The organism is Streptomyces sp. NPDC006207 (assembly GCF_040613835.1).
GTDB lineage: Bacteria > Actinomycetota > Actinomycetes > Streptomycetales > Streptomycetaceae > Actinacidiphila.
In genome coordinates this window covers 24,791-47,036 of record NZ_JBEXSX010000054.1, presented here as the reverse complement: position 1 = coordinate 47,036, position 22,246 = coordinate 24,791, and the positions used below count along the sequence as shown (strand labels likewise).

The window sequence follows — 22,246 nt, the reverse complement described above, 5'->3', positions numbered from 1 at the left end:
GTACGGGAGGGGCCGCCCCGCGGGGCGGCCCCTCCCGGCCTCTTTCCGTGCGTTCCCGGTCAGCGGCCTTCGACGAGGCTCTTCGGGCGCAGGTCCGTCCAGTTGGTCTCGATGTACTCCAGGCATTCCTGGCGGGCGGCCGGGCCGTGGGCGACGGTCCAGCCGGCCGGGACGGCGACGAAGTCCGGCCACAGGCTGTGCTGGCCCTCGGCGTTGACCAGGACGGAGTAGACGCCGTCGGGGTTCTCGAAGGGGTTGCTGCTCATCGGGTGGTTTCCTTCCGTGTGACCAGGGCCTCAAGGGCCCGGAACCAGGTCTGCGCCAGATCCCGGACGGCCTCCTCGGTGAGGAGTTCGCCGGCGTAGGCCCAGTGGGCGCTCAGCTCGGGGCCGCCGGGGCGGTCCTCGGTGAGGGCGTTGAGGGTGAGGGCGTGGGACATCGGCATCCCGGGGTCGGCGTCGAGGTCGGCGGCGTCGCCCTCCGGCGCGTACGACCAGTCGGCGGCCTCGGGGACGTCGAAGCGGCCCATGTAGTTGAACTCGATCTGCGGCTCGGCGAGCCGGGCCAGCTCCGGACCGGTGACCGGGTTGAGGTACCGCAGCAGGCCGTGTCCGACGCCGCCGGTGGACAGGCCCGTCAGGTGCTCGCGGACGCGGGCGACTGCCTCGTCGGGGTCGGGGCCCGCCGGGCCCGGGTCGAGGCGGACCGGTACGACGCTGGTGAACCAGCCGATGGTGCGGGACAGGTCGGCGTTGCCGGCGAGTTCCTCCTCGCGGCCGTGGCCTTCGAGGTCGACGAGGACGGCGGTGCCGGGCTCCGCGCCGAGCAGGCGGGTCCGCCAGTCGGCGACGGCCTGCGCGAAGGCGGTCAGCAGCACGTCGTTGACGCTCGCGCCGTACGCTGCGGGCACGCGCCCGAGCAGCGGCCCGGTGACCTCGGCGGGCAGGGTCAGCGACAGGTAGCGGGTGCTCTCCACGGTGTCGCGTGCCGTGTCCAGCGGCCGGGCCAGCGGCAGGCCCGCGCCGTCCGCGAGGACCGAGGTCCACCGGGGCAGTTCGTCCTCGCGGGAGGGGTCGAGGGCGCGGGCGGTGAGAAGTTCGGACCAGCGGCGGAAGGAGACGTCCACGGGGGGCAGCTCCGGTGCGCGGCCCGCCGCGACGGCCGCCCAGGCGGTCTCGAGGTCGGGGAGCAGGATGCGCCAGGTCACGCCGTCGACGACGAGGTGGTGCAGGAGCACCAGCAGCCGTCCCGGACGTCCGGGCCCGGCGTCGAACCACACCGCGCGCACCATGTCGCCGGTGTCGGGGTCGAGTCCGGCGCGCGCGGTGACCGCGTGGGCGGAGATCGCCTCCCGCAGCGCGGTGTCGTCCGCGCCGGAGACGTCTGCGCGGGCGAGCCAGGACGCCACGTCGACGGTGCCCGGGGCGGGCACGCGCAGCGCCCACTGCTCGCCGCTGTCGCCCCTGTGGCACGGCTGGGTGCGGGTGCGTTCCAGGCGGGCGCGGAGCATGTCGTGCCGGTCGGCCACGGCGCGCAGGACCGCCAGCAGGCCGTCCTCGTCCAGGTCCGCCGGGGTCTGCAGGAAGGCGGCCTGGTGGTAGCCCCAGATGGGGCCGCCGCGCTCGCGCAGGGCGTGCATGATCGGGGTGAGCGGGACGAGACCGGTGCCGTCGTCGTGGGTGCGGACCAGCTCGTCGCCCGCGAGCGGGACGGCGACCTCGGCGAGCGAGGCCACGTCGCGGTGCTGGAACACCTGACGGGGGGTGATCCGCAGCCCTGCCGCCCGGGCCCGGCTGACGAACTGCATCGCGACGATGCTGTCGCCCCCGAGGGCGAAGAAGTCGTCGTCGGTGCCGACGGCCTCGGCGGGCAGTCCCAGTACCTCGGCGACGAGGCCGCACAGGGTGCGTTCGGTGTCGTTGCCGGGCCTGCGGCCGCCCGTGCCCGCGGTGAAGTCGGGGGCGGGCAGCGCCTTGCGGTCCAGCTTGCCGTTGGACAGCAGCGGCAGCCGCTCCAGGACGACCACGGCGGCCGGGACCATGTACTCCGGCAGGCTCGCCGCCACGTGGGCGCGCAGGGCGGCGGGGTCGGCGGTGCGGCCCCCGGCGGGGACGACGTAGCCGACCAGCTGCCGTACGCGGGGGCGGTCCTCGCGGGCGGTGACGACGACCTGGGCGACGGTGCCGTGCGCGGCGAGGGCGGTCTCGACCTCGGCGAGCTCGACCCGGTAGCCGCGGATCTTGACCTGGTCGTCGGAGCGGCCGGCGTACTCCAGCTGCCCTTCCTCCGTCGACCGCGCGAGGTCGCCGGTGCGGTACATCCGGGCGCCGGGCGGGCCGTACGGGTCGGCGACGAAGCGCTCGGCCGTCAGGTCGGGGCGGCCCAGGTAGCCGCGGGCGAGCCCGGCGCCGGACAGGTACAGCTCGCCGGTGACGCCGGGCGGGACCATGCGCAGCGAGCCGTCCAGGACGTAGGCCCGCGTGCCCCGCACGGCGCGGCCCACGACGGGCCGGTCGCTGTCGGCGACCCGCCCGACGAGGGCGTCGACGGTGGCCTCGGTGGGCCCGTACAGGTTGAAGGCCTCGGTGGACTCCAGCGCCGCCAGGCGCGACCAGAGGGCGTCCGGCACGGCCTCGCCGCCGACGCCGACCACCGCCAGCGGACAGTTCCCGTCGCGGATCAGTCCGGCCTCCGCCATCTGGGCGAGCAGCGACGGGGTGACCTCGATGAAGTCCAGCCCCTCGGCGCGGATCAGGGCGGCGAGCTGCTCCGCGTCGCGGCGCGTCTCGTCGTCCACGATGTGCAGCGCGTGCCCGTCCAGCAGCCACAGCTGCGGCTGCCAGGACGCGTCGAAGGAGAACGACCAGGCGTGGCCGACCCGCAGGTGGCGGCGCCCGGTCAGCTCCTTGGCGCGGTCGTGGAGGTCGTGGCGGTGGCTGTGGAAGAGGTTGGCGAGACTGCGCTGGGTGACGACGACGCCCTTGGGGCGGCCCGTCGAGCCCGAGGTGTAGATGACGTACGCCGGGTGGTCGGGGGCCGGTGCCTGCGGGGCCGCCTCGGGCAGCCCGTCGAGGGCGTCCAGGTGCAGCACCGGGACGCCGGTGTCCGGCAGGGACGCGGCGAGTTCCCGCGTGGTGAGGATCAGCCGCGGCGCCGCGTCGGCGAGCATGTCGAGCACGCGGTCGGCGGGCAGGTCGGGGTCGACGGGCAGGTAGGCGGCGCCCGCCGTCATGACGGCCAGGATCGCCGTGATGTGGTCGGCGGTACGGGGCAGCGCCAGCGCCACGATGCCCTCGGGGCGCGCGCCCGCGCCGGCCAGCACGCGGGCCAGCCGGTCGGTGCGTGCGGCCAGTTCGGCGAAGGTCCACGTCACGGACGGGTCGGTGACGGCGACCGCGTCCGGGGACGCGGCGGCCTGCGCCGCGAAGAGGGCGGGGACGGTGGCGTGGCCGGCCCGCGGGAGCAGGGCCGTGTCGTTCCAGGTCTCCAGCAGCAGGCGCCGGTCGGCGTCGCTGAGGATGTCGATGCGGCCGACGGCGGCGTCCGGGTCGGCGGCCATCGCCGACAGGACGGAGAGCATCGCCGAGGCGATGCGCCCGGCGGCGGCCGGGGTGAACAGGTCGGGGCGGAACTCGGCCGTCAGGCGCAGGCGTTCGTCGGGTTCGACGGCCCAGGCGAACGGGTAGTGCGTGGAGTCCTCGTGCTCGCGCACCGACAGGCGCAGGGCTGCCTCGTCGACGCCCCCCGTCTCCTCCGCCACCGGGTAGGACTCGAAGACCATCAGCGTGTCGAAGAGGTCGCCGAGCCCGGCGCCGCGCTGGATGTCGGCGAGGCCCAGGTGCTGGTGCGGCAGCAGGCGTGACTGCTCGTCCTGGAGGCGGTCCAGCAGGGCGCCGACCGGCTCCTGCGGGTGCAGCCGGACGCGTACGGGCACGGTGTTGATGAACAGGCCGATCATGGACTCGACGCCGTCCAGCTCCGGCGGACGGCCCGCGACCGTCGCGCCGAACACCACATCGTCGCGGCCGGTCAGCCGGGACAGCACGACCGACCAGGCGGCCTGCACGAGGGTGTTGACGGTGAGCCCGCGGCGCCGGGCGAGCGCGCCCAGCGCCCCCGTCAGCTCCTCGTCGGCCTCGACGGTGTGGGTGAGCGGCACGACCGGCGCCCGGCCTGCGTCGGCGGGCACCAGGTGGGTGGGCTCCTCCAGCGCGTCCAGGGCCGCGGCCCAGGCGGCCGCGGAGGCCGCCGTGTCCTGCGCGGCGAGCCAGCGCAGGTAGTCGCGGTAGGGGGCGCCGGCGGGCGGGGTGGCCCCGTCGTAGAGGGCGGTCAGCTCCGCCATCAGGCGGGGCACCGACCAGCCGTCGAGCAGCAGGTGCTGGTGGGACAGGACGAGGCGGTGGGCTCCCTCGCCCGTCCTGGCCAGCAGCAGCCGCAGCAGCGGCGGTTCGGCGGGGTCGAAGCGGCGGCGTTCCTGCAGCAGCAGACGCTCCCACTCCTGCCCGGCGTCCGGGACGGCGGTGAGGTCGACGTGGCGCCACGGCAGCGGCACCGAGCGCGGCACGACGGCCACCGGGCGGCCGGAGGACAAGTAGCGGAAGCCCGCGCGCAGGCTCTCGTGCCGGTCGAGCAGGGCCTGCCCGGCGGCGCGCAGCCGCTCGGGGTCGGGCTCGCCCTCGATGTCGTACGACACCTGGACGGTGTAGACATCGGGGCCCTGGTCGCCGGAGTCGAAGGAGGCGTGGAAGAGCAGGCCGGCCTGGAGCGGGGTGAGCGGCAGCAGCTCGGCCGCTCCGGCGCCGGGAAGTTCGGCGCGCTCGGCGTCGGTGAGGCCGGGCAGCAGCTCGTTGTCGTCGGCGGTGTCCTCGCGGACGGTGTCGACGGCGACGGCCGCCAGGCCCGCGGGGGTCTTGTGGCGGAAGACGTCGCGCGGCGTGATCGTCAGCCCGGCGGCGCGGGCCCGGACCACGAGCTGCATGGCGACGATGCTGTCGCCGCCGAGGGTGAAGAAGTCGTCGTCGGCGCCGACCCGTTCGAGGCCGAGGACGGCGGCGACGAGCTCGCACATGCGCTCCTCGCGCGGGGTGCGGGGCGCGGTCGCGGTGACCTGGGCGGCGAAGTCCGGCGCGGGCAGGGCCGCGCGGTCGAGCTTGCCGTTCGGCGTGAGCGGGAGCTCGTCCAGGAGCACGAAGGCGGCGGGCACCATGTGCTCCGGCAGCGCGGCGGCCGCGTGGGCGCGCAGCGCCGCCGTGCCGGCGTCCCGTCCCGGGGCGGGGACGACGTACGCCACCAGGCGCTCGTCGCGCAGCAGGACGGTGGCCGAGGCGACCGCGGGATGCCCGGTCAGCACTCCCTCGATCTCGCCCGGTTCGACGCGGAAGCCGCGCAGCTTGACCTGGTCGTCGACGCGGCCCAGGTAGTCCAGCTCTCCCTCGCGCGTCCAGCGCGCCAGGTCGCCGGTGCGGTACATCCGGCTCCCTGGCTCCCCGTACGGGTCGGCGACGAACCGTTCGGCGGTCAGCCCGGGCCGGCCGAGGTAGCCGCGCGCCAGCTGCACGCCCGCGAGGTACAGCTCACCCGGCACGCCCGGGGGAACCGGGCGCAGCGAGGCGTCCAGCACATAGGTGCGGGTGTTCCACACCGGGCGGCCGATCGGGACGGCGGTGGCCCCCGGCGTGACGTGCCGGGCGGTGACGTCGACGGACGCCTCCGTGGGGCCGTACAGGTTGTGCAGCCCGGCCGTGCCCAGCACCTCCTGGAAACGGGCGGCGAGCGGGGCGGGCAGCGCCTCGCCGCTGCAGACCACACGGCGCAGCCCCGTGCAGCCGGCCGCGGCCGGCTCGTCGAGGAAGGCGCGCAGCATCGACGGCACGAAGTGCGCCGTGGTGACGCCGCTGTCCTGGATCAGCCTGGCGAGGTAGGCCGGGTCCTTGTGGCCCTCGGGGCGGGCCACGACGAGCGTCGCGCCGGTGATCAGCGGCCAGAAGAACTCCCAGACCGACACGTCGAAGCTCGACGGCGTCTTCTGCAGCACGCGGTCGTCGGCGGTCAGGCCGTAGGTGTCCTGCATCCACAGCAGGCGGTTGACGATGCCCTCCTGCGGTATGACGACGCCCTTGGGGCGGCCGGTCGAGCCGGAGGTGTAAATGACGTAGGCGGGCCGGCGCGGGTCGTACGCCTGCGGGAGCGGGCCGGTGGCGGCGTCCGCCGCCGCGGCGCCGTCGGCGTCGACCAGGAGGCGCGGCGCGTCGGTGTCCGGCAGGTCGACGCCGTCGGTGGTCACCACGCACACCGGACGGGCGTCGGCGAGCATGAACGCCAGCCGCTCCGCCGGGTAGTCGGTGTCGAGCGGCAGGTAGGCGCCGCCCGCGCGGTGGACGGCGAGCAGGGTGACGACCAGGGCCGCCGAACGCGGCAGCGCGACGGCCACCGTGGACTCCGGGCCGACGCCCGCGCCCGCGAGGACGTGGGCGAGGCGTTCGACGCGGGCCTCCAGCTCCGCGTACCCGACCGGGGTGTCCTCCACCAGCAGCGCGGGCGCGGACGGGGTCGCGGCGGCCTGGGCGCGGAACAGCTCGGGGAGGGTGAGGCCGGGCACGGCGTGGCCGGTGGCGTTCCACTCCCCCAGGACGCGGGTGCGTTCGTCGTCCTCCAGTACGTCCAGGTGCCCGACGGGCCGCTCGGGTGCGGCGGCGGCCTGCTCCAGCAGGCGTTCCATGCGGCGGGCGAGGAGTTCGGCGGTCGGCCGGTCGAAGAGGTCGGCGCTGTACTCGATCCAGCCCTGGATGCCGTTGCCCTCGCCCTGCTCGACGAAGTCGAAGCTGAGGTCGAACTTGGCGGTGTCCTGGCCGACCGGCTCCGGGCGTGCGGTGAGGCCCGGCAGCACGGGGGTGCCGGCGCGCTCGGCGAGATGGACGACCATCACCTGGAAGAGCGGGTGCCGGGCCAGCGAACGGCCCGGGTTGAGGGCTTCGACCAGCCGCTCGAAGGGCAGCTCCTGGTGCTCGTACGCGGCGAGGTCGGCCGTCCGGACGCGGCGCAGCAGCTCCGCGAAGCCGGGCTCGCCGGACAGGTCGGTGCGCAGCACGAGGGAGTTGACGAAGAAACCGACGAGGTCCTCCAGGCGCTCGTCCGCGCGTCCGGAGACGGGCGCGCCGAGCGGGATGTCCTCGCCCGCGCCGAGCCGGTGCAGCAGGGCGGCGACGGCGGCCTGGGAGACCATGAACATGCTGGCGCCCTCGCGGCGGGCGAGCGCGCGCAGGGCGCGTTCCAGCTCGGGCCGGATCGTGAAGCCCACGGTGCCGCCGGTGTGCGAGGACTCCTGGGGGCGCTGCCGGTCGGTGGGCAGCGCCAGTTCCTCGGGGAGGCCGCGCAGGGTCTCCGTCCAGTAGGCGAGCAGGCCGTCGCCGGAGTGCTCCAGCAGCTCGCGCTGCCAGAGCGTGTAGTCGGCGTAACTCACCGGCAGCGGCCCCCAGTCGGGGCCGTGTCCCGCGGCGCGCGCGGCGTAGGCGGTGCCGAGGTCGGCGAGCAGGGCCCGGTCGGACCACTCGTCGGTGGCGATGTGGTGCAGCACGAGCAGCAGCAGGTGCTCGTCAGGACCGGTCGCGGACAGGTGGGCGCGCAGCGGCAGTTCGCGTTCCAGGTCGAACGGCCGTACGGCGATCCGGGGCAGCTCGTCCGGGGCCGCGGTGCCGAGCGTCACGCGCGCCCGCTCCGGCGCCAGGACGTGCTGGTGGGGCACGCCGTCCACGGCCGGGAAGAGCGTGCGCAGGGTGGTGTGGCGGGCGACGAGGTCGTTCAGCGCCGCCTCCAGCGCGGCACGGTCCAGGGCGCCGGTCAGGCGCCAGGCGGCCGGGAGGTTGTACGAGGGGTCGGCGGCGTCGACCTGGTGCAGCAGCCACAGCCGGCGCTGGGCCGAGGAGAGCGGCAGCCGCTCGGGCAGGGCGCGGCCCGCGGTCAGGGCCGGACGCTCCTGCGCGCCCTGACCGTCCAGCAGGGCGGCGAGCCGGGCGACGGTGGGCGCGTCGAAGACGGCGCGCAGCGTCACCCCGATACCGAGCGCGGTACGGATGCGGCTGATCAGGCGCATCGCGAGCAGCGAGTGGCCGCCGAGGACGAAGAAGTCGTCGTCGATGCCGACCCGTTCCAGGCCCAGCACGGCGGCGAACTGCTCGGCGAGCAGCTCTTCACGCGGGGTGCGGGGCAGCCGTCCGCCGACCGCCGACGACAGGTCGGGCGCGGGCAGCGCGGCCCGGTCCAGCTTGCCGTTGACGGTGCGCGGCAGCGCCGCCAGGTGCACGAACGCGGCGGGCACCATGTGCTCGGGCAGCGCGGCGGCAACACGGGCGCGCAGCGCGGCGGGGTCGGGCTCGTGGCCGGGATCGTGGCCGGGGGCGGGGACGACGTACGCGACGAGGCGCGGCACACCGGGGGTGTCCTCGCGGACGACGACGGCGGCCGTGGACACACCGGGATCGGCGGTGAGGACGGACTCGATCTCACCGGGCTCCACGCGGAAGCCGCGGATCTTGACCTGGTCGTCGGTACGGCCCAGGTACTCAAGGGTGCTGTCGGCCCGGCGTCGCGCCAGGTCGCCCGTGCGGTACATGCGCTCGCCGGGGGTGCCGTACGGGTCGGCCACGAACCGCTCGGCCGTCAGGTCCGGCCGGCCGAGGTAGCCGCGGGCCAGGCCCGCTCCGGCGAGGTAGAGCTCGCCTGGCACGCCGAGCGGTGCCGGGCGCAGCCGCTCGTCGAGGACGTACGCGCGGGTGTTGTCCAGCGGCGCCGCCCACTCCCGGGCCCCGCTGTGGCGTCCGTAGGCGTCGACGGAGGCCTCGGTGGGCCCGTACAGGTCGTGCACCTGGGTGCCGGGGAGCTCGGACAGCCGCTGCCACAGGGCGGGCGGGGTGGCCTCGCCGCCGACGGTGAGGACGGCGGGCGCGTAGCCGCCCGCGGCGAGGAAGCCGTGGTGGGTCAGCTCGCCCAGGTAGGTCGGGGTGAGGTCGACGTAGTCGGCTCCGGTCTCCGCCAGGTGCGCGAGGAGCGCGGCCGGTTCCGTCATCGTGGTCTCGTCCACGACGTGCAGTTCGTGGCCCGCCAGCAGCCACAGCAGCGGGTCCCAGGAGGCGTCGAAGCTGAACGAGGCGGTGTGCGCGGCCTTCAGGACGTCGCGGCCGGTGGCACGGACCGCCGGTTCGACCATGTCGCGCAGGTGGGCGCCGAAGAGGTTGGACAGGCCCCGGTGGGTGCCGACGACGCCCTTGGGGGTACCGGTGGAGCCGGAGGTGTAGATGGTGTATGCGGCCCCCAGCGCCGGGTACCCGGCCGGGCGTGCGAACTCGGCTTCGGGCAGCGGCCCGTCGAGCAGCAGCCGCGCGACGCCCGGCGTTGCCGGAAGGCGTTCGGCGAGGTCGGCGGTGGTGAGCAGGCAGACCGGGCCCGCGTCGCGGAGCATGAACTCCAGCCGGTCGGCGGGCAGGGCGGGATCGAGCGGCAGGTAGGCGGCGCCCGAGGCGAGCACGCCGAGGATCGCCGGGACCATGGCGTGCCGCGGCAGCGCGAGGGCCACCACCGTGCCCTCGGCCGCGCCGTGCGCACGGACCAGGCCGGCCAGGGCGCCGACCCGGTCGCCCAGTTCGGCGAAGGTCAGCGTGCCGGGGGCGGTCACCACGGCCGTCCGCTCCGGGTGGGCCCGGACGGTGTCGGCGAGGATCTCGGGCACCGCCCGGGTCTCCGCGCCGTGCCGCGCGGTGTCGTTCCAGGCGACGGCGGCGGCCTCGTGCTCGGCGGGCGTGAGCAGGTCGAACTCCGCCAGCGGGAGGTCCGGGTGGGCCGCGGCCTGCCGCAGCAGCAGGACCAGCCGGGCGACGAGCAGCGCGGCGGTGGCCTCGTCGGCCAGGTCGGTCGCGTACTCCAGCAGCAGAGCCAGCGGGTGTGCCTCGCCGTGGTCGACGAAGGTGAAGTCGAGGTCGAACTTGGCCGTGCCGGTGTCCATGTCGAACCACTCGGTGGGCAGCCCGAAGACGTCGGGGTCGCCGTCCGGGCGGTGGTGGTAGCCCAGCATCACCTGGAACAGTGGGTTGCGGCCCGCCGCGCGCGGCGGGTTCACCGCCTCCACGACCCGGTCGAAGGGCATGTCCTGGTGCTCGAAGGCTTCCAGAGCCGACTCGCGTACCCGGCCCAGCAATTGACGGAACGTCAGCGCGTCGCCGGACAGGTCGGTGCGCAGCACGAGGGTGTTGACGAAGAAGCCGACGAGGTCGTCGAGGCCGCTGTCGGTACGGCCGGCGATGGGCGCGCCGAGCGGGACGTCCTCGCCCGCGCCGAGCCGGTGCAGCAGCGCGGCGGTGGCGGCCTGGAACAGCATGAACATGCTGGTGCCGGTCGCGGTGGACAGCTCCCGCAGTTCCCGGCCCAGTTCCACGGGCACCTCACCGTGCACGATCGCGCCGGCGCCGGTGGGCGCGGCGGGACGCGGCCGGTCGAGCGGCAGCGCCAGCTCCTCGGGCAGGTCGCGCAACCGCTCGGTCCAGTAGGCGAGCTGTGTGTCACCGACGGTGCCGAGCAGGCGCTCCTGCCAGAGGGTGTAGTCCGCGTACTGGACGGGCAGCGGCTGCCAGGCCGGGGCGGAGCCCGCGGCGCGGGCGGTGTAGGCGGCGGTCAGGTCCGCCATGAAGGGGCGGTCGGACCACTCGTCGGTGGTGATGTGGTGCAGTACGACGGCCACCACGTGGTCGTCGGCGCCGACCCGGAACACCTCGCAGCGCAGCGGCAGTTCCGTCGCCAGGTCGAAGGGGCGGCGCTGGGCGGCCTCGATCAGCCCCGGGAGCTCGGACCCGGCGCAGTCGGCGACGCTGAACCCGGGCAGCGCCTCGGCGGCGGGGACGATCCGCTGGTACGGCTCGCCGTCCTGCTCGCCGATCAGGGTGCGCAGCGCCTCGTGGCGCCCCGCGACATCGCCCAGGGCCCGGCGCAGGGCGTCGGTGTTCAGGGCGCCGCGCAGCCGGAACACGAGCGGGAAGTTGTACGCGGCGCCGCCGCCGGTGAGGCGTTCCACCAGCCACAGGCGGCGCTGCGCGGCGGAGAGCGGGACGAGGGCGGGCCGTTCGGCGGCCGCGGTGAGCGCGGGGCGGGCGGGCCGTCCGGCGTCGGCGCGCTCCGCGAGCCGGGCGGGCGTCGGGGCCTCGAAGAGGTCGCGGATGGCGAGTTCGGCGCCGAGCTCGGTGCGGGCCCGGCTGACCAGGCGGGTGGCGAGCAGCGAGTGGCCGCCCAGGTCGAAGAAGTCGTCCTCGGCGCCCACCGACGGCAGGGCCAGCACCTCGGCGAACAGACGGCACAGCACCTCTTCCTGCGGGGTGCGCGGTCCGCGTCCGCCGCCGAGGGCCACCGCCGGCTCGGCGTCGGGCAGCGCCCGCACGTCGAGCTTGCCGTTGGCGTTCATCGGCAGCCGGTCGAGGGTGACGAAGGCGGCCGGGACCATGTACTCGGGCAGTTCGCGCTTCAGGTCCTCGCGCAGCACGCGGACCAGGGCGCTCGCGTCGCGGCCCGCCGCCGGGTCGTTGGCGTACGGGGCGCTGCCGCCGCCCGGCCGGTACAGGCCGGCGGTCGTGCCGGTGGTGCCGGCCGGGACGAGGACGGCCTCGTAGGTGCCGGCTTCGGCACCCCACGTCGTGAGCACGCGGCAGCCGAGGTCGGCGGCCAGTTCGTGCAGGGTCTCCGGGTCGACGCCGTCCGGACGGACGCGGCCGTCCGGCACACCGGTGAGGCGCAGCCGTTCGGGCCGCTCCCCGCGCAGCCGCTCGGCAAGACCGGGCGACCACGCCGCCACGGACTCATCGCCCAGCCGCACGGAGGCCTCGCCGCGGTAGAGCACGGCGTCGTAGCGGTGCCGGGTCAGCTCGTTGTGGTGGCGTCCGCGCTTGGTGCGCAGGTCGAGGCCGTAGCCGAGGTGCGCGAAGAAGTCGGGGTCGACCAGGAGTTCCTTCTCCAGGCGCAGGCCGCGTTCCACGGCCCGCTCGAACTCCGCTCCGCCGGTGCCCCGGGCGCGCTGGATCTCGGTGTGGAAGGTGCGGGCGAGCCGCAGGTTGCGGACGTCGCCGACGAAGAGCGCGCCGCCGGGGACGAGCAGCTCCATGGCTCCGCGCACGACCGACTCCAGGTAGGCCACGCTGGGGAAGTACTGGATGACGGAGTTGATGACGATCGTGTCGAAGTACCCGGTGGGCAGCCCCTGCAGGTCGTCGGCGGGACGGCAGCGCAGCTCCACCTTGGCGGCGAGCTCCGGGTCCCGCCGCAGCTCCTCGCCGATCTTGCGGATGACGGGGGCGGCGAAGTCGGTGGCCCAGTAAGCCTCGGCTTCCGGGGCCAGCCGGGACAGCAGCAGGCCGGAGCCGACGCCGATCTCCAGGACGCGGCGCGGGCGCAGTTCGCGGATGCGGGCGAGGGTGGCCTCGCGCCACTCGTGCATGTCCTCGAAGGGGATGGGCCGCCCGTCGTAGGAGCTGTCCCAGCCCGCGTACTCCTCGGTGAAGACGGCGGTGGAGATCTCCTCGTACTCGTCGGAGTAGATCTCCTGCCACTCGCCGACCTGGGCGCGCTCGGTGGACTCGCGTTCGGCGGCCTCGGCGGGGGCGGGGACGACGTAGCCGATCAGCCGGTCGTCGCGGACGACGACGGCGGCCTGCGAGACGCGCGGGTGGCGGCTGAGGGCGGTCTCGATCTCGCCGGGCTCGACGCGGTAGCCGCGGATCTTGACCTGGTCGTCGGTACGGCCAAGGAAGTCCAGGTTGCCATCGGCATTGCGCCGCACCAGGTCGCCCGTGCGGTACATCCGCTCGCCGGGCTCGCCGAAGGGGTCGGCGACGAACCGCTCGGCGGTCAGGCCGGGCCGGTCCAGGTAGCCGCGGGCCAGGCCGACACCCGCGATGTACAGCTCGCCGGGGACGCCGTCGGGCACCGGGCGCAGCCAGGCGTCGAGGATGTGGGCGCGGGTGCCGCGGATGGGGCGGCCGACAGTGGGCGTGGCGCTGTCGTGGGTGCCGCCGCCGAGGGTGTTGATGGTGTACTCGGTCGGGCCGTACAGGTTGTAGCCGTAACTCCCCGGGGTGTCGCGCAGCCGCGTCCAGACCGTCTCGGGGACGGCTTCGCCGCCGAGCAGCACCAGCGGCGGGACGTGCCCTTCGAGCAGGCCCTCCTCGATGAGCAGCCGGGCGTAGGTCGGAGTGACGTTGACGACGTCGATGCGGTGCCGCTCGCAGTAGGCGGTCAGCGCGTGGGCGTCACGCCGCAGCTCCTCGTCGCAGACGTGCACTTCGTGACCCTCGACGAGCCACAGCAGCTCCTCCCACGACATGTCGAAGGCGAAGGAGACGGTGTGCGCGACGCGCAGCCGCCGGCCCCCCGCCGCGGCGATCGCCGGCTCGAAGATCTCCTTCTGGTGGTTGAGCTGCATGTTCGTAAGGCCCCGGTAGGGGGTGACGACGCCCTTGGGGCGGCCGGTGGAGCCCGAGGTGTAGATGACGTACGCGGGGTGCTCCAGGCTGAAGTCCGCGACGACCGGGGCGTCGGACAGCTCCGCCAGCTCGTCGGCGACGGCCGGGTCGTCGAGCAGGACCCGCGGGGTGCCGGCGTCCAGGGTGGCCGAGACAGCCGCGTGGGTCAGGAGCAGCAGGGGCCGGGCGTCCTCCAGCATCAGGGAGAGCCGGTCGGCCGGGTGGTCCAGCTCCAGCGGCAGGTAGGCGGCGCCGGTCCGCAGCACCGCGAAGAGGGCCACGACCATCTCCGCGGAGCGGGGCAGGCCGAGCGCGACGACCTTCTCCGGGCCCGCGCCGCGGGCGAGCAGCAGCCGGGCGGTGCGGTTCACGGCGGCGTCGAGTCCTGCGTAGGTGAGGGTGCGCTCGCCGAAGACGAGGGCGGTGGCGTCCGGGGTGCGGGCGGCCTGCGCGGCGAGGAGGTCGGCGATGGTCTCGGTGGGCTCCGGGACCCGGCTGCCGGTCCACTCCCGCTCCAGGGCCGCGTGTTCGGCGGGCAGCAGCGGGTCGAGACGGCCGACGGGGGCCGTCAGGTCCTGCGCCATGCCCTCCAGCAGGACGGTGAAGCGGTCCAGCAGCGCGCGGGCGGCCTCGTGCGGGACGACGTCGGGCCGGTGCGCGAGGGTGACCAGGACGCGCTGCCCCGGCGTCACGATCAGGTTGACGGGGTAGTGCGTGGCGTCGGCGTTGGCGACGGCGGTGGCGCCGTGCTCGGCGCGCAGCCGCTCCAGCCGGTCCTCGGTGTCGTTGTTGCGCAGCACGAAGAGGGTGTCGAACAGCCGCCGGTGTCCGGTCTCGGCCTGCAGCACACCCAGGCCCAGGTACTCGTACGGCATCAGTTCCAGGCGCTCGCCCTGGATGCGCCGCAGCAGGTCGAGGACGGGTTCCGCCGGGTCGAGGGCGACGCGGGCGGGCACCGTGTTGAGGAACATGCCGATGACGTTCTCCACGTCCGGCACCTCGGCCGGCCGGCCCGCGACGGTCGTGCCGAACACGACGTCGGTGCGGCCGGTCGCCGAGGCCAGGGTCAGGCCCCAGGCGGCGTTGAGCACCGTGTTGAGGGTGAGGCCGTGGGCGCGGGCCCGCTCGCGCAGCGAGTCGCCGAGCTCCGCGGGGAGCAGCGCGTCCAACTGCTCGGGGATGACGGGTTCCAGGCCCGCGTCGGCAACGGCCGGCACGAGCAGGGTGGGCTCCTCCAGGCCGGCCAGCGCGGCGCGCCAGGCGGCGGTCGCGGCGGCGTCGTCCTGGGTGCCGAGCCAGGCCAGGTAGTCCCCGTACGAGCCGGGGCGCGGCAGGCTGGTGTCGTCCCCGCCGGTCGCGTAGAGGGCGAAGAGCTGGTCGAGGAAGAGCCAGGCGGACCAGCCGTCCCACAGGATCAGGTGGCGGCCGATGACGAGGCGGTCGCCGAGCTCCGCGCCGCGGCGTACGAGCAGCATGCGGAACAGGGGCGGCGCGGACAGGTCGAAGCGGCGGGTGCGCTCCTCGTCCATCAGGGCGCGCAGCCGCGCCTCCTGCTCGGCGGCGGGCAGCGCCGACAGGTCGACCGTCTCCAGCGGCACTTCGGGCTCGGCGACGATGAACTGCACGGGCTGGCGCAGCCCGTCGCTGGTGAACCCGGCGCGGAGCCCCGGGTTGCGGTCGAGCAGGGTGCGGGCGGCGGCGCGCAGCCGGTCCTCGTCCAGGCGCTCGGCGAAATCGAAGGTCTCGTGGACGGTGTAGACGTCCAGGGCGCCGTCGTCGTAGGCGGAGTGGAAGAACAGGCCTTCCTGGAGCGGGGCGAGCGGCCAGATCCCGGCGACCGCTCCCCCGGCGGTGCGGTGGACGCGCTCGGTCTCCCCGGGCGTCAGCTCGGGGCGGACCGGCCCGGTGCGCTCCACGGCGGCGGCGCCGGTGCGGGCGGCCAGTGCGAGGGCGGCGGGGGTGCGGTGCTCGAAGACGTCGCGCGGGGTCAGTTCGAGACCGGCGGCGCGGGCGCGGCTGGCGACGCCTATGGAGCTGATGCTGTCGCCGCCGAGGAGGAAGAAGTCGTCGTCGGGGCCGGCGTCCGGCAGGCCGAGGACGGCCGCGAAGACCTCCGTCAGCGTGCGCTCGCGGCCGGTGCGCGGAGCGCGGGCGGGGGCGCGCTCGGCCTCGGCCGCGGGCAGCGCGGCGCGGTCCAGCTTGCCGCTGGGGGTCAGCGGCAGCGCGTCCAGCACGACGAAGGCGTCCGGGACGAGCGGCGCGGGCAGCAGCTCGGCCACGGCGGCGCGCAGGGCGGCGGTGTCCGGGCGGGAGTCGCGCGTCGGGACGACGTACGCCACGAGGCGCTGCTCGCGGACGGTCACCGCGGCCTGGGCGACCTCCGGGAGCCGGACGAGGGCGGCCTCGGTCTCGCCGGGCTCGATGCGGTTGCCGCGCAGCTTGACCTGGCGGTCGGTGCGGCCCAGGTACTCCACGACACCTCCCCCGGCCTCCAGCCGGGGGGACCCCCAACGCCGGCGCACGAGGTCGCCGGTGCGGTACATCCGCTCGCCGGGCGCGCCGTACGGGTCGGCGACGAAACGCTCGGCGGTGAGCGCGGAGCGGCCGTGGTAGCCGCGGGCGAGCTGCACACCGGTCAGGTAGAGCTCGCCGGGCACGCCGTCCGGCACCGGGCGCAGGCAGGCGTCCAGCACGCGCAGGCCCGTGTTCCACACCGGGCGGCCGATGGGCACGGTGGTGTCCGGGGCGCCGTCGAAGGCGTGGTGGGTGACGTCGACGGCGGCCTCGGTGGGCCCGTAGAGGTTGTGCAGCGGCACCCCGGTGAGCGCCTGCCAGCGCGCGGCGGCGGCGCCGGGCAGGGCCTCGCCGCTGCTGAGCACGCGGCGCAGGCTCGCCGCCCACGAGGCGTCGGCGGTCACCTCCGGCGTGCTGAGGAACGCCTCCAGCATGGAGGGCACGAAGTGCAGGGTGGTGACGCCCTGTTCGCGGACGAGCCCGGCGAGGTAGGCCGGGTCGCGGTGCCCGTCGGGCCGGGCGAGGACGACGGCGGCGCCCTCGCACAGCGGCCAGAAGAACTCCCACACACTGACGTCGAAGCTGGACGGGGTCTTCTGCAGGACGCGGTCGTCGGCCGTCAGGCCGTACTCGCCCTGCGTCCACGCGAGGCGGTTGACCACGGCGCGGTGGGTGACGACCACGCCCTTGGGGCGGCCGGTGGAGCCGGAGGTGTAGATCAGGTACGCCGGGTCGTCGGGCCGGGCCGCCGCACCGGCACCGTTCCCCTGGGCATCTTCGGCGGGGGCGTCGACCAGCAGCGGCGTCAGGCCCTCCACGGCGGGCAGCCGCGGGGCGTCGGCCGCCGTGGTGACGACGGTGGTGGCGCCGGAGTCGGCGAGCATGTAGGCGACGCGCTCGGCGGGGTAGTCCAGGTCGACAGGCAGGTAGGCCGCGCCGGACTTGAGGACGCCGAGCAGCGCCACCATGAGGTCCGCCGAGCGGGGGACGGCGACGGCGACGAAGCCCTCCGGTCCGGCGCCGCGGGCGCGCAGCCGCGCGGCCAGCGCCTCGGCGCGCGCATCGAGTTCGGCGTACGTCAGGGTGGTGTCGCCGTACACGACGGCGGTCGCGCCGGGGGTACGGGCGGTCTGCGCGGCGATGGCGGCGGGCAGTGTCGTGGCCGGGACGTCGCGGACGGCGCCGTCGAGGTGGGCGGTGGCGTGCTCGTGCGGGGTGAGCAGGTCGACGGAGCCGACCGGGCGGCCGGGATCGTCGGCGATGGCTTCCAGCAGCAGCGTGAGCCGGTCGCCGAGGGCGCGGACGGCCTCGGCGTCGATCCGGCGCGCGTGGTGCTTGAGCCGCAGGTCCATGCGGCGGCCGGGCTTCACGATGAGCGCGAGCGGATAGTGCACGGTGTCGTGGAAGGCGTGGCCGCTGACGCGTACGGTGCCCGAGGGGTCGGCGAGGCCGGTCTCGGCGGGGTAGTTCTCGAAGACGACGAGGGTGTCGAAGAGTTCGCCGCCGCCCGCGTGCCCGGCGGCCCGCTGGATCTCGGCGAGGCCGAGGTGCTGGTGGTCGAGCAGGGTGCTCTGCTCGTCCTGGAGGCGGCGTAGCAGCGTGCCGAGGCCGGCGGCCGGGTCCCAGGCGAGCCGGGTCGGCAGGGTGTTGATGAACAGGCCGACCATGGAGTCGATGCCGTCGACGGCGGCGTCGCGGCCGGAGACGGTGGTGCCGAAGACGACGTCCTGCTGTCCGGTCAGCCGGCCCAGCAGCAGGCCCCAGGCGCCCTGCACGACGGTGCCGAGGGTGACACCGAGCTCGCGGGCACGGGCCGCGAGGCGGGCCGTGACGCGCTCGGAGAGCTCCACGCGGACCTGTGCGGGCTCGACCGGGCCGCCGTCGGCGGGCGCGTCCACCAGACGCGTGGGGCCTTCGAGACCGGCGAGCGCGGTACGCCACGCGGCGCGGGCGGCGTCCCGGTCGGCAGCGGCGATGCGCCGCAGGTAGCCGGCGTACGCGGGCACCGCGGGCAGCGGCGCCGGGTCGTCCGCGTACAGGGCCATCAGCTCGCGGTGGAGGACGGGCAGCGACCAGCCGTCCGCGACGATGTGGTGGAACGTCAGCAGCAGGCGGCTGCGGTCCGCGCCCAGGCGGACGAGCGCGCAGCGCAGCAGCGGCGGCCGCGCGAGGTCGAACAGCCGGGACCGCTCGTCGGCGGCGACGGCGTCCGCGAGGCCGCGGCGCGCGCCGTCCTCCTGCGCGGACAGGTCGACCTCGCGCCAGGGCAGCACGGCGCCACTGGTGACGACCTGGACGGGCCGGCCGTCGGGGAGCTGGCGGAAGCAGGCGCGCAGCGGGGCGTGCCGCTCCAGGAGACGTTCCATGGCGCGCCGCAGGGCGGCGCCGTCGACCGGTCCTGACAGCTCCACGGCCTGCTGCACGACGTAGGCGTCGTGGTCGGCGCCGTCGACGAGGGCGTGGAAGAAGAAGCCCTCCTGCAGCGGGCCGAGCGGCAGCACCTCGTCGACGGTGACCGCGAGTTCGCCGCGCAGCGCGGCCAGTTCGGCGTCCGTCAGGGACAGCAGGGGCGCGGCCTGCTCCTCCGCGGCGGCGTCGTCCGGGCCGCCCTCCTGGGCGACTTCGGCGAGCGCGGCGACGGTGCGGTGCCGGAAGACCTCGCGCGGGGTGAGGCGCAGGCCGGCGCGGCGGGCGAGGACGAGCAGCTGGATCGCCACGATGCTGTCGCCGCCGAGCGCGAAGAAGTCGTCGTCGATCGTGACGGTCCGCACACCGAGGGCCTGCGCGTACAGGGCGCACAGCAGCTCCTCGCGGGCGTCGCGCGGGGCGCGGCCCGAGCTGAGGGCGGCGTAGTCGGGGACGGGCAGGGCGGCGCCGTCGAGCTTGCCGCTGGGCGTCACCGGCAGTCGGTCCAGGGGCACGAGCGCCGCGGGGACCATGTATTCCGGCAGGAATGCGGCGGCGTGCGCGCGCAGCGTGCGCATCAGCGCGGTGACGTCGCGGAAGGGGGCGGGCCGGTTGGCGAGCGGGCGGCCGCCCCCGGGCCGGTACAGCGGGCCCGGGTCGGCGTCCTCGGCGGTGAAGACGGCGTCGACGCTGCCGTCGTCGGCGTCCCCGGTCCAGGTCAGGGCGGCGGACAGGCCGTGCCGCGCGGCGAGTTCGTGCAGCGATTCAGGATCGACGCTGCCGGCGCCGTCGCCGCCGGGGCGGCTGCTGTCGTCGAGGACGGCGAGGGCGTCGAGGTCCTCGGTGAGGCGGGCGTTGGGCACGGCGGTGACGCGCAGCCGCTCCGGGCGCGCGGCGAGCCGGGCGTCCAGGGCGTCGAGGCCGCCGAGGGCCGCCCATGCGATCTCGTCACCCGTGTCCGGTTCCACCGAGGTGGGTGCCGGGCGCAGTTCGACGTCGTAGCGGTAGCGGGTCAGCTCGTTGTGGTGGACGCCGCGCTTGACGCGCACCTGGGCGGCGAAACCGTCGAGGCCCGTGAACCAGTCCGGGTCGACGAGGAGTTCGCCCTCCCACGCCACCGAGCGGTCGACGGCGGCGCGCAACGCCTCCTTGTCGGCGGCGTCACCGGCGGCGCCCTCGTCGCCGGCACCGCGGCGGCTCTCCACGGCGGCGCGCAGGGTGCGCAGCAGCCGCAGGTTGCGCACGTCGCCGACGAAGATCGCACCGCTGGGGGCGAGCAGCGCGGCGGCCTTGCGCAGCACGTCCTGGAGGTAGTCGGCGCCCGGGAAGTACTGGGCGACGGAGTTGATGACGACGACGTCGAAGTGGCCCGCGGGCAGTCCGGTGGTGTCGTGCGCGGGGCGGGCCGACAGCTCGACGCGCCCGGCGAGTTCCGGTACGTCGCGGATCTGGGCGCGCAGCGCGGCGACGGCCTCCTCGGAGACGTCGGTGCCCCAGTACGCCTCGCAGCCGGGGGCCAGGCGGGACAGCAGCAGGCCGCTGCCGACGCCGATCTCCAGGACGCGGCGCGGCGCGAGCGCGGCGATGCGCTCGACGGTGGCCGTCCGCCACTCGCGCATGTCGGCGAGCGGGATGGGCAGCCCGTCGTACATGCTGTTCCAGCCGGCGAAGTTCTCCCGGAAGCCCTCGGAACCCGCGGCGGAGTACAGGAGTTCGTGCAGGTCCTTCCACTCGGCGACCTCGGCGTCGCCGTCGAGCGACGGCACGACGTAGGCGGCCAGCCGCCGGTCGCCGGGCCGGTCCTCGCGGACGACGACGGCTGCCTGGGCGACGCCGGGGTGGGCGCGCAGCACGGACTCGATCTCGCCGGGCTCGATGCGGAAGCCGCGGATCTTGACCTGGCTGTCGACGCGGCCGAGGAACTCCATCCGCCCGTCGGACTTCCAGCGCACGAGGTCGCCGGTGCGGTACAGCCGCTCCCCCGGCTCGCCGAAGGGGTCGGCGACGAAGCGCTCGGCCGTCAGGTCGGGCCGCCCGAGGTAGCCGCGGGCCAGCCCGGCGCCGCCGAGGTAGAGCTCTCCCGCGACACCGGCGGGGACCGGCCGCAGCCGGGCGTCGAGGACGTAGGCGCGGGTGCCGGGGTCGGGCACGCCGATGGGCACGATGGTGCCGGCCGGGGTGTCGGGATCGCACAGGCCGAGCGTGGAGTTGGTGGTCGCCTCGGTCGGGCCGTAGGCGTTGAACATCATGCGGCCGCGCGCGTAGCGGCCGACGAGTTCGGGCGAGACGCGCTCGGTGCCGGCGAGCAGCGTGGCCTCCGCGGGCAGGTGCACGTCGTCGGGCATGGCGGCGAGCAGCGCGGGCGGCAGGATCATGAAGGTGACGCCGTGGGCGTTCGCGTAGTCGGCCAGCGGCGGGCCGGGGACGCGTCGTTCGGAGGGTACGACGACGAGCCGTCCGCCGGAGAGCAGGCCGAGGCACAGGTCCCAGAAGGCGACGTCGAAGCTCGGGGAGGCGAACTGCAGCACCCGGCTGTGGGGGCCGATGCCGAAGCGCTCGCTCTGGGTGGCCACGAGCTTGGCGACGCCGGCGTGGGAGAGGACGACACCCTTGGGCCGGCCGGTGGAGCCGGAGGTGTAGATGACGTACGCGGCGTTCGCGACCGTCAGCCGGCCGCCGGACTCGGGGTCGTGGGCCGGCAGCCCGGCGAGCTCGGCGACGGTGTCCGGGGCGTCCAAGAGCAGCGTGGGCACCTCGCCGGGCAGGTCGGCGGCGACCTCGGCGGTGGTGACGAGGCACACCGGCGTGGCGTCGGCGAGCATGTAGGCGACGCGGTCGGCGGGGTAGTCGGTGTCGACCGGCAGGTAGGCGGCGCCGGACTTGAGCACCGCGACCTCGGCGACGATCAGCTCGGCCGAGCGTGGCACGGCCAGTGCCACCACCGTCTCGGGGCCGGCGCCCCGGGCGACGAGGGCGTGGGCCAGCCGGTTGGCGCGGGCGTCGAGTTCGGCGTAGGTGAGGCGGACGTCCTCGAAGACCAGGGCGGTCTCGTCGGGCCGGGTGCGGACCTGCTCGGCGAACAGGGCGGGCCAGGTGGTGAGCGGCACGTCGTGGCCGGTGTCGTTCCACTCGTGGAGGACGCGGTGCCGCTCCGGCCCGTCGAGGGTTGCGAGGTCGCCGACGACGCGGCCGGGGTGCGCGGTGGCGTCGGAGAGGAGGGTGGCGTAGTGGCCGAGGATCCGGTCGACGGTGGCGGCCTCGAAGAGGCCGGGGTGGTAGGCGGCGTGGATCTCGCCGGACACCACCCGCAGTTCGAGGTCGAGGGGGCCGCCCGCCCAGTCACCGGCTGCGAAGCCGGTGTTGCAGAGCAGACCGCCACCGCGGGTCGCCGCGGCGCCCAGCTCGGCGGCGAGCACGGTGGCCGGGACGCGGTGGGCGTGGGCCCGCTCCGCGGCGTCGGCCACCTGCGCGGTGAGCCCGGCGAAGGTGGTGTCGGCGGTGAGCGCGACGCGCAGCGGCACGCCGTCGTGGGCGAGGACGAGGTCGGTGGCCCCGCCGCCGTAGTGGTGGAGCAGGGCGACGTACGCCGCGAGGTGCCGTTCCTGACCCGCGGCCGTGCCGGGCAGGGCACGGGAGCGCACCGCGGCCGGTCCCGCGGGACGCTGCGGATAGGGGAAGTCGACGGGGAGAACGGTCTCCTGTGCGAGCGGAATCAGCCGCTCGCGCCAGAAGTCCCTTGCCGCCATCGCCAGTTCTTCGTTACCCGACACCGGTGCCCGTGCCTTCCCTTATGTGCGGAATCGACTCGACCGAGCCGCGACCGCTCGCCATATTAA

The 22,246-nt window shown here is 75.4% G+C and carries 2 protein-coding genes; both read right to left on the bottom strand.

The window, feature by feature from the left end:
- Positions 1-59: 59 nt before the first annotated feature.
- Positions 60-266 (bottom strand): MbtH family protein, encoded by a 207-nt coding sequence (locus ABZ312_RS33105; protein WP_500323618.1) that lies wholly within the window; start codon positions 264-266, stop codon positions 60-62.
- Positions 263-22,156 (bottom strand): non-ribosomal peptide synthase/polyketide synthase, encoded by a 21,894-nt coding sequence (locus ABZ312_RS33100; protein WP_500439368.1) that lies wholly within the window; start codon positions 22,154-22,156, stop codon positions 263-265. The genes ABZ312_RS33105 and ABZ312_RS33100 overlap by 4 nt, the downstream gene beginning before the upstream one ends.
- Positions 22,157-22,246 lie beyond the last annotated feature (90 nt).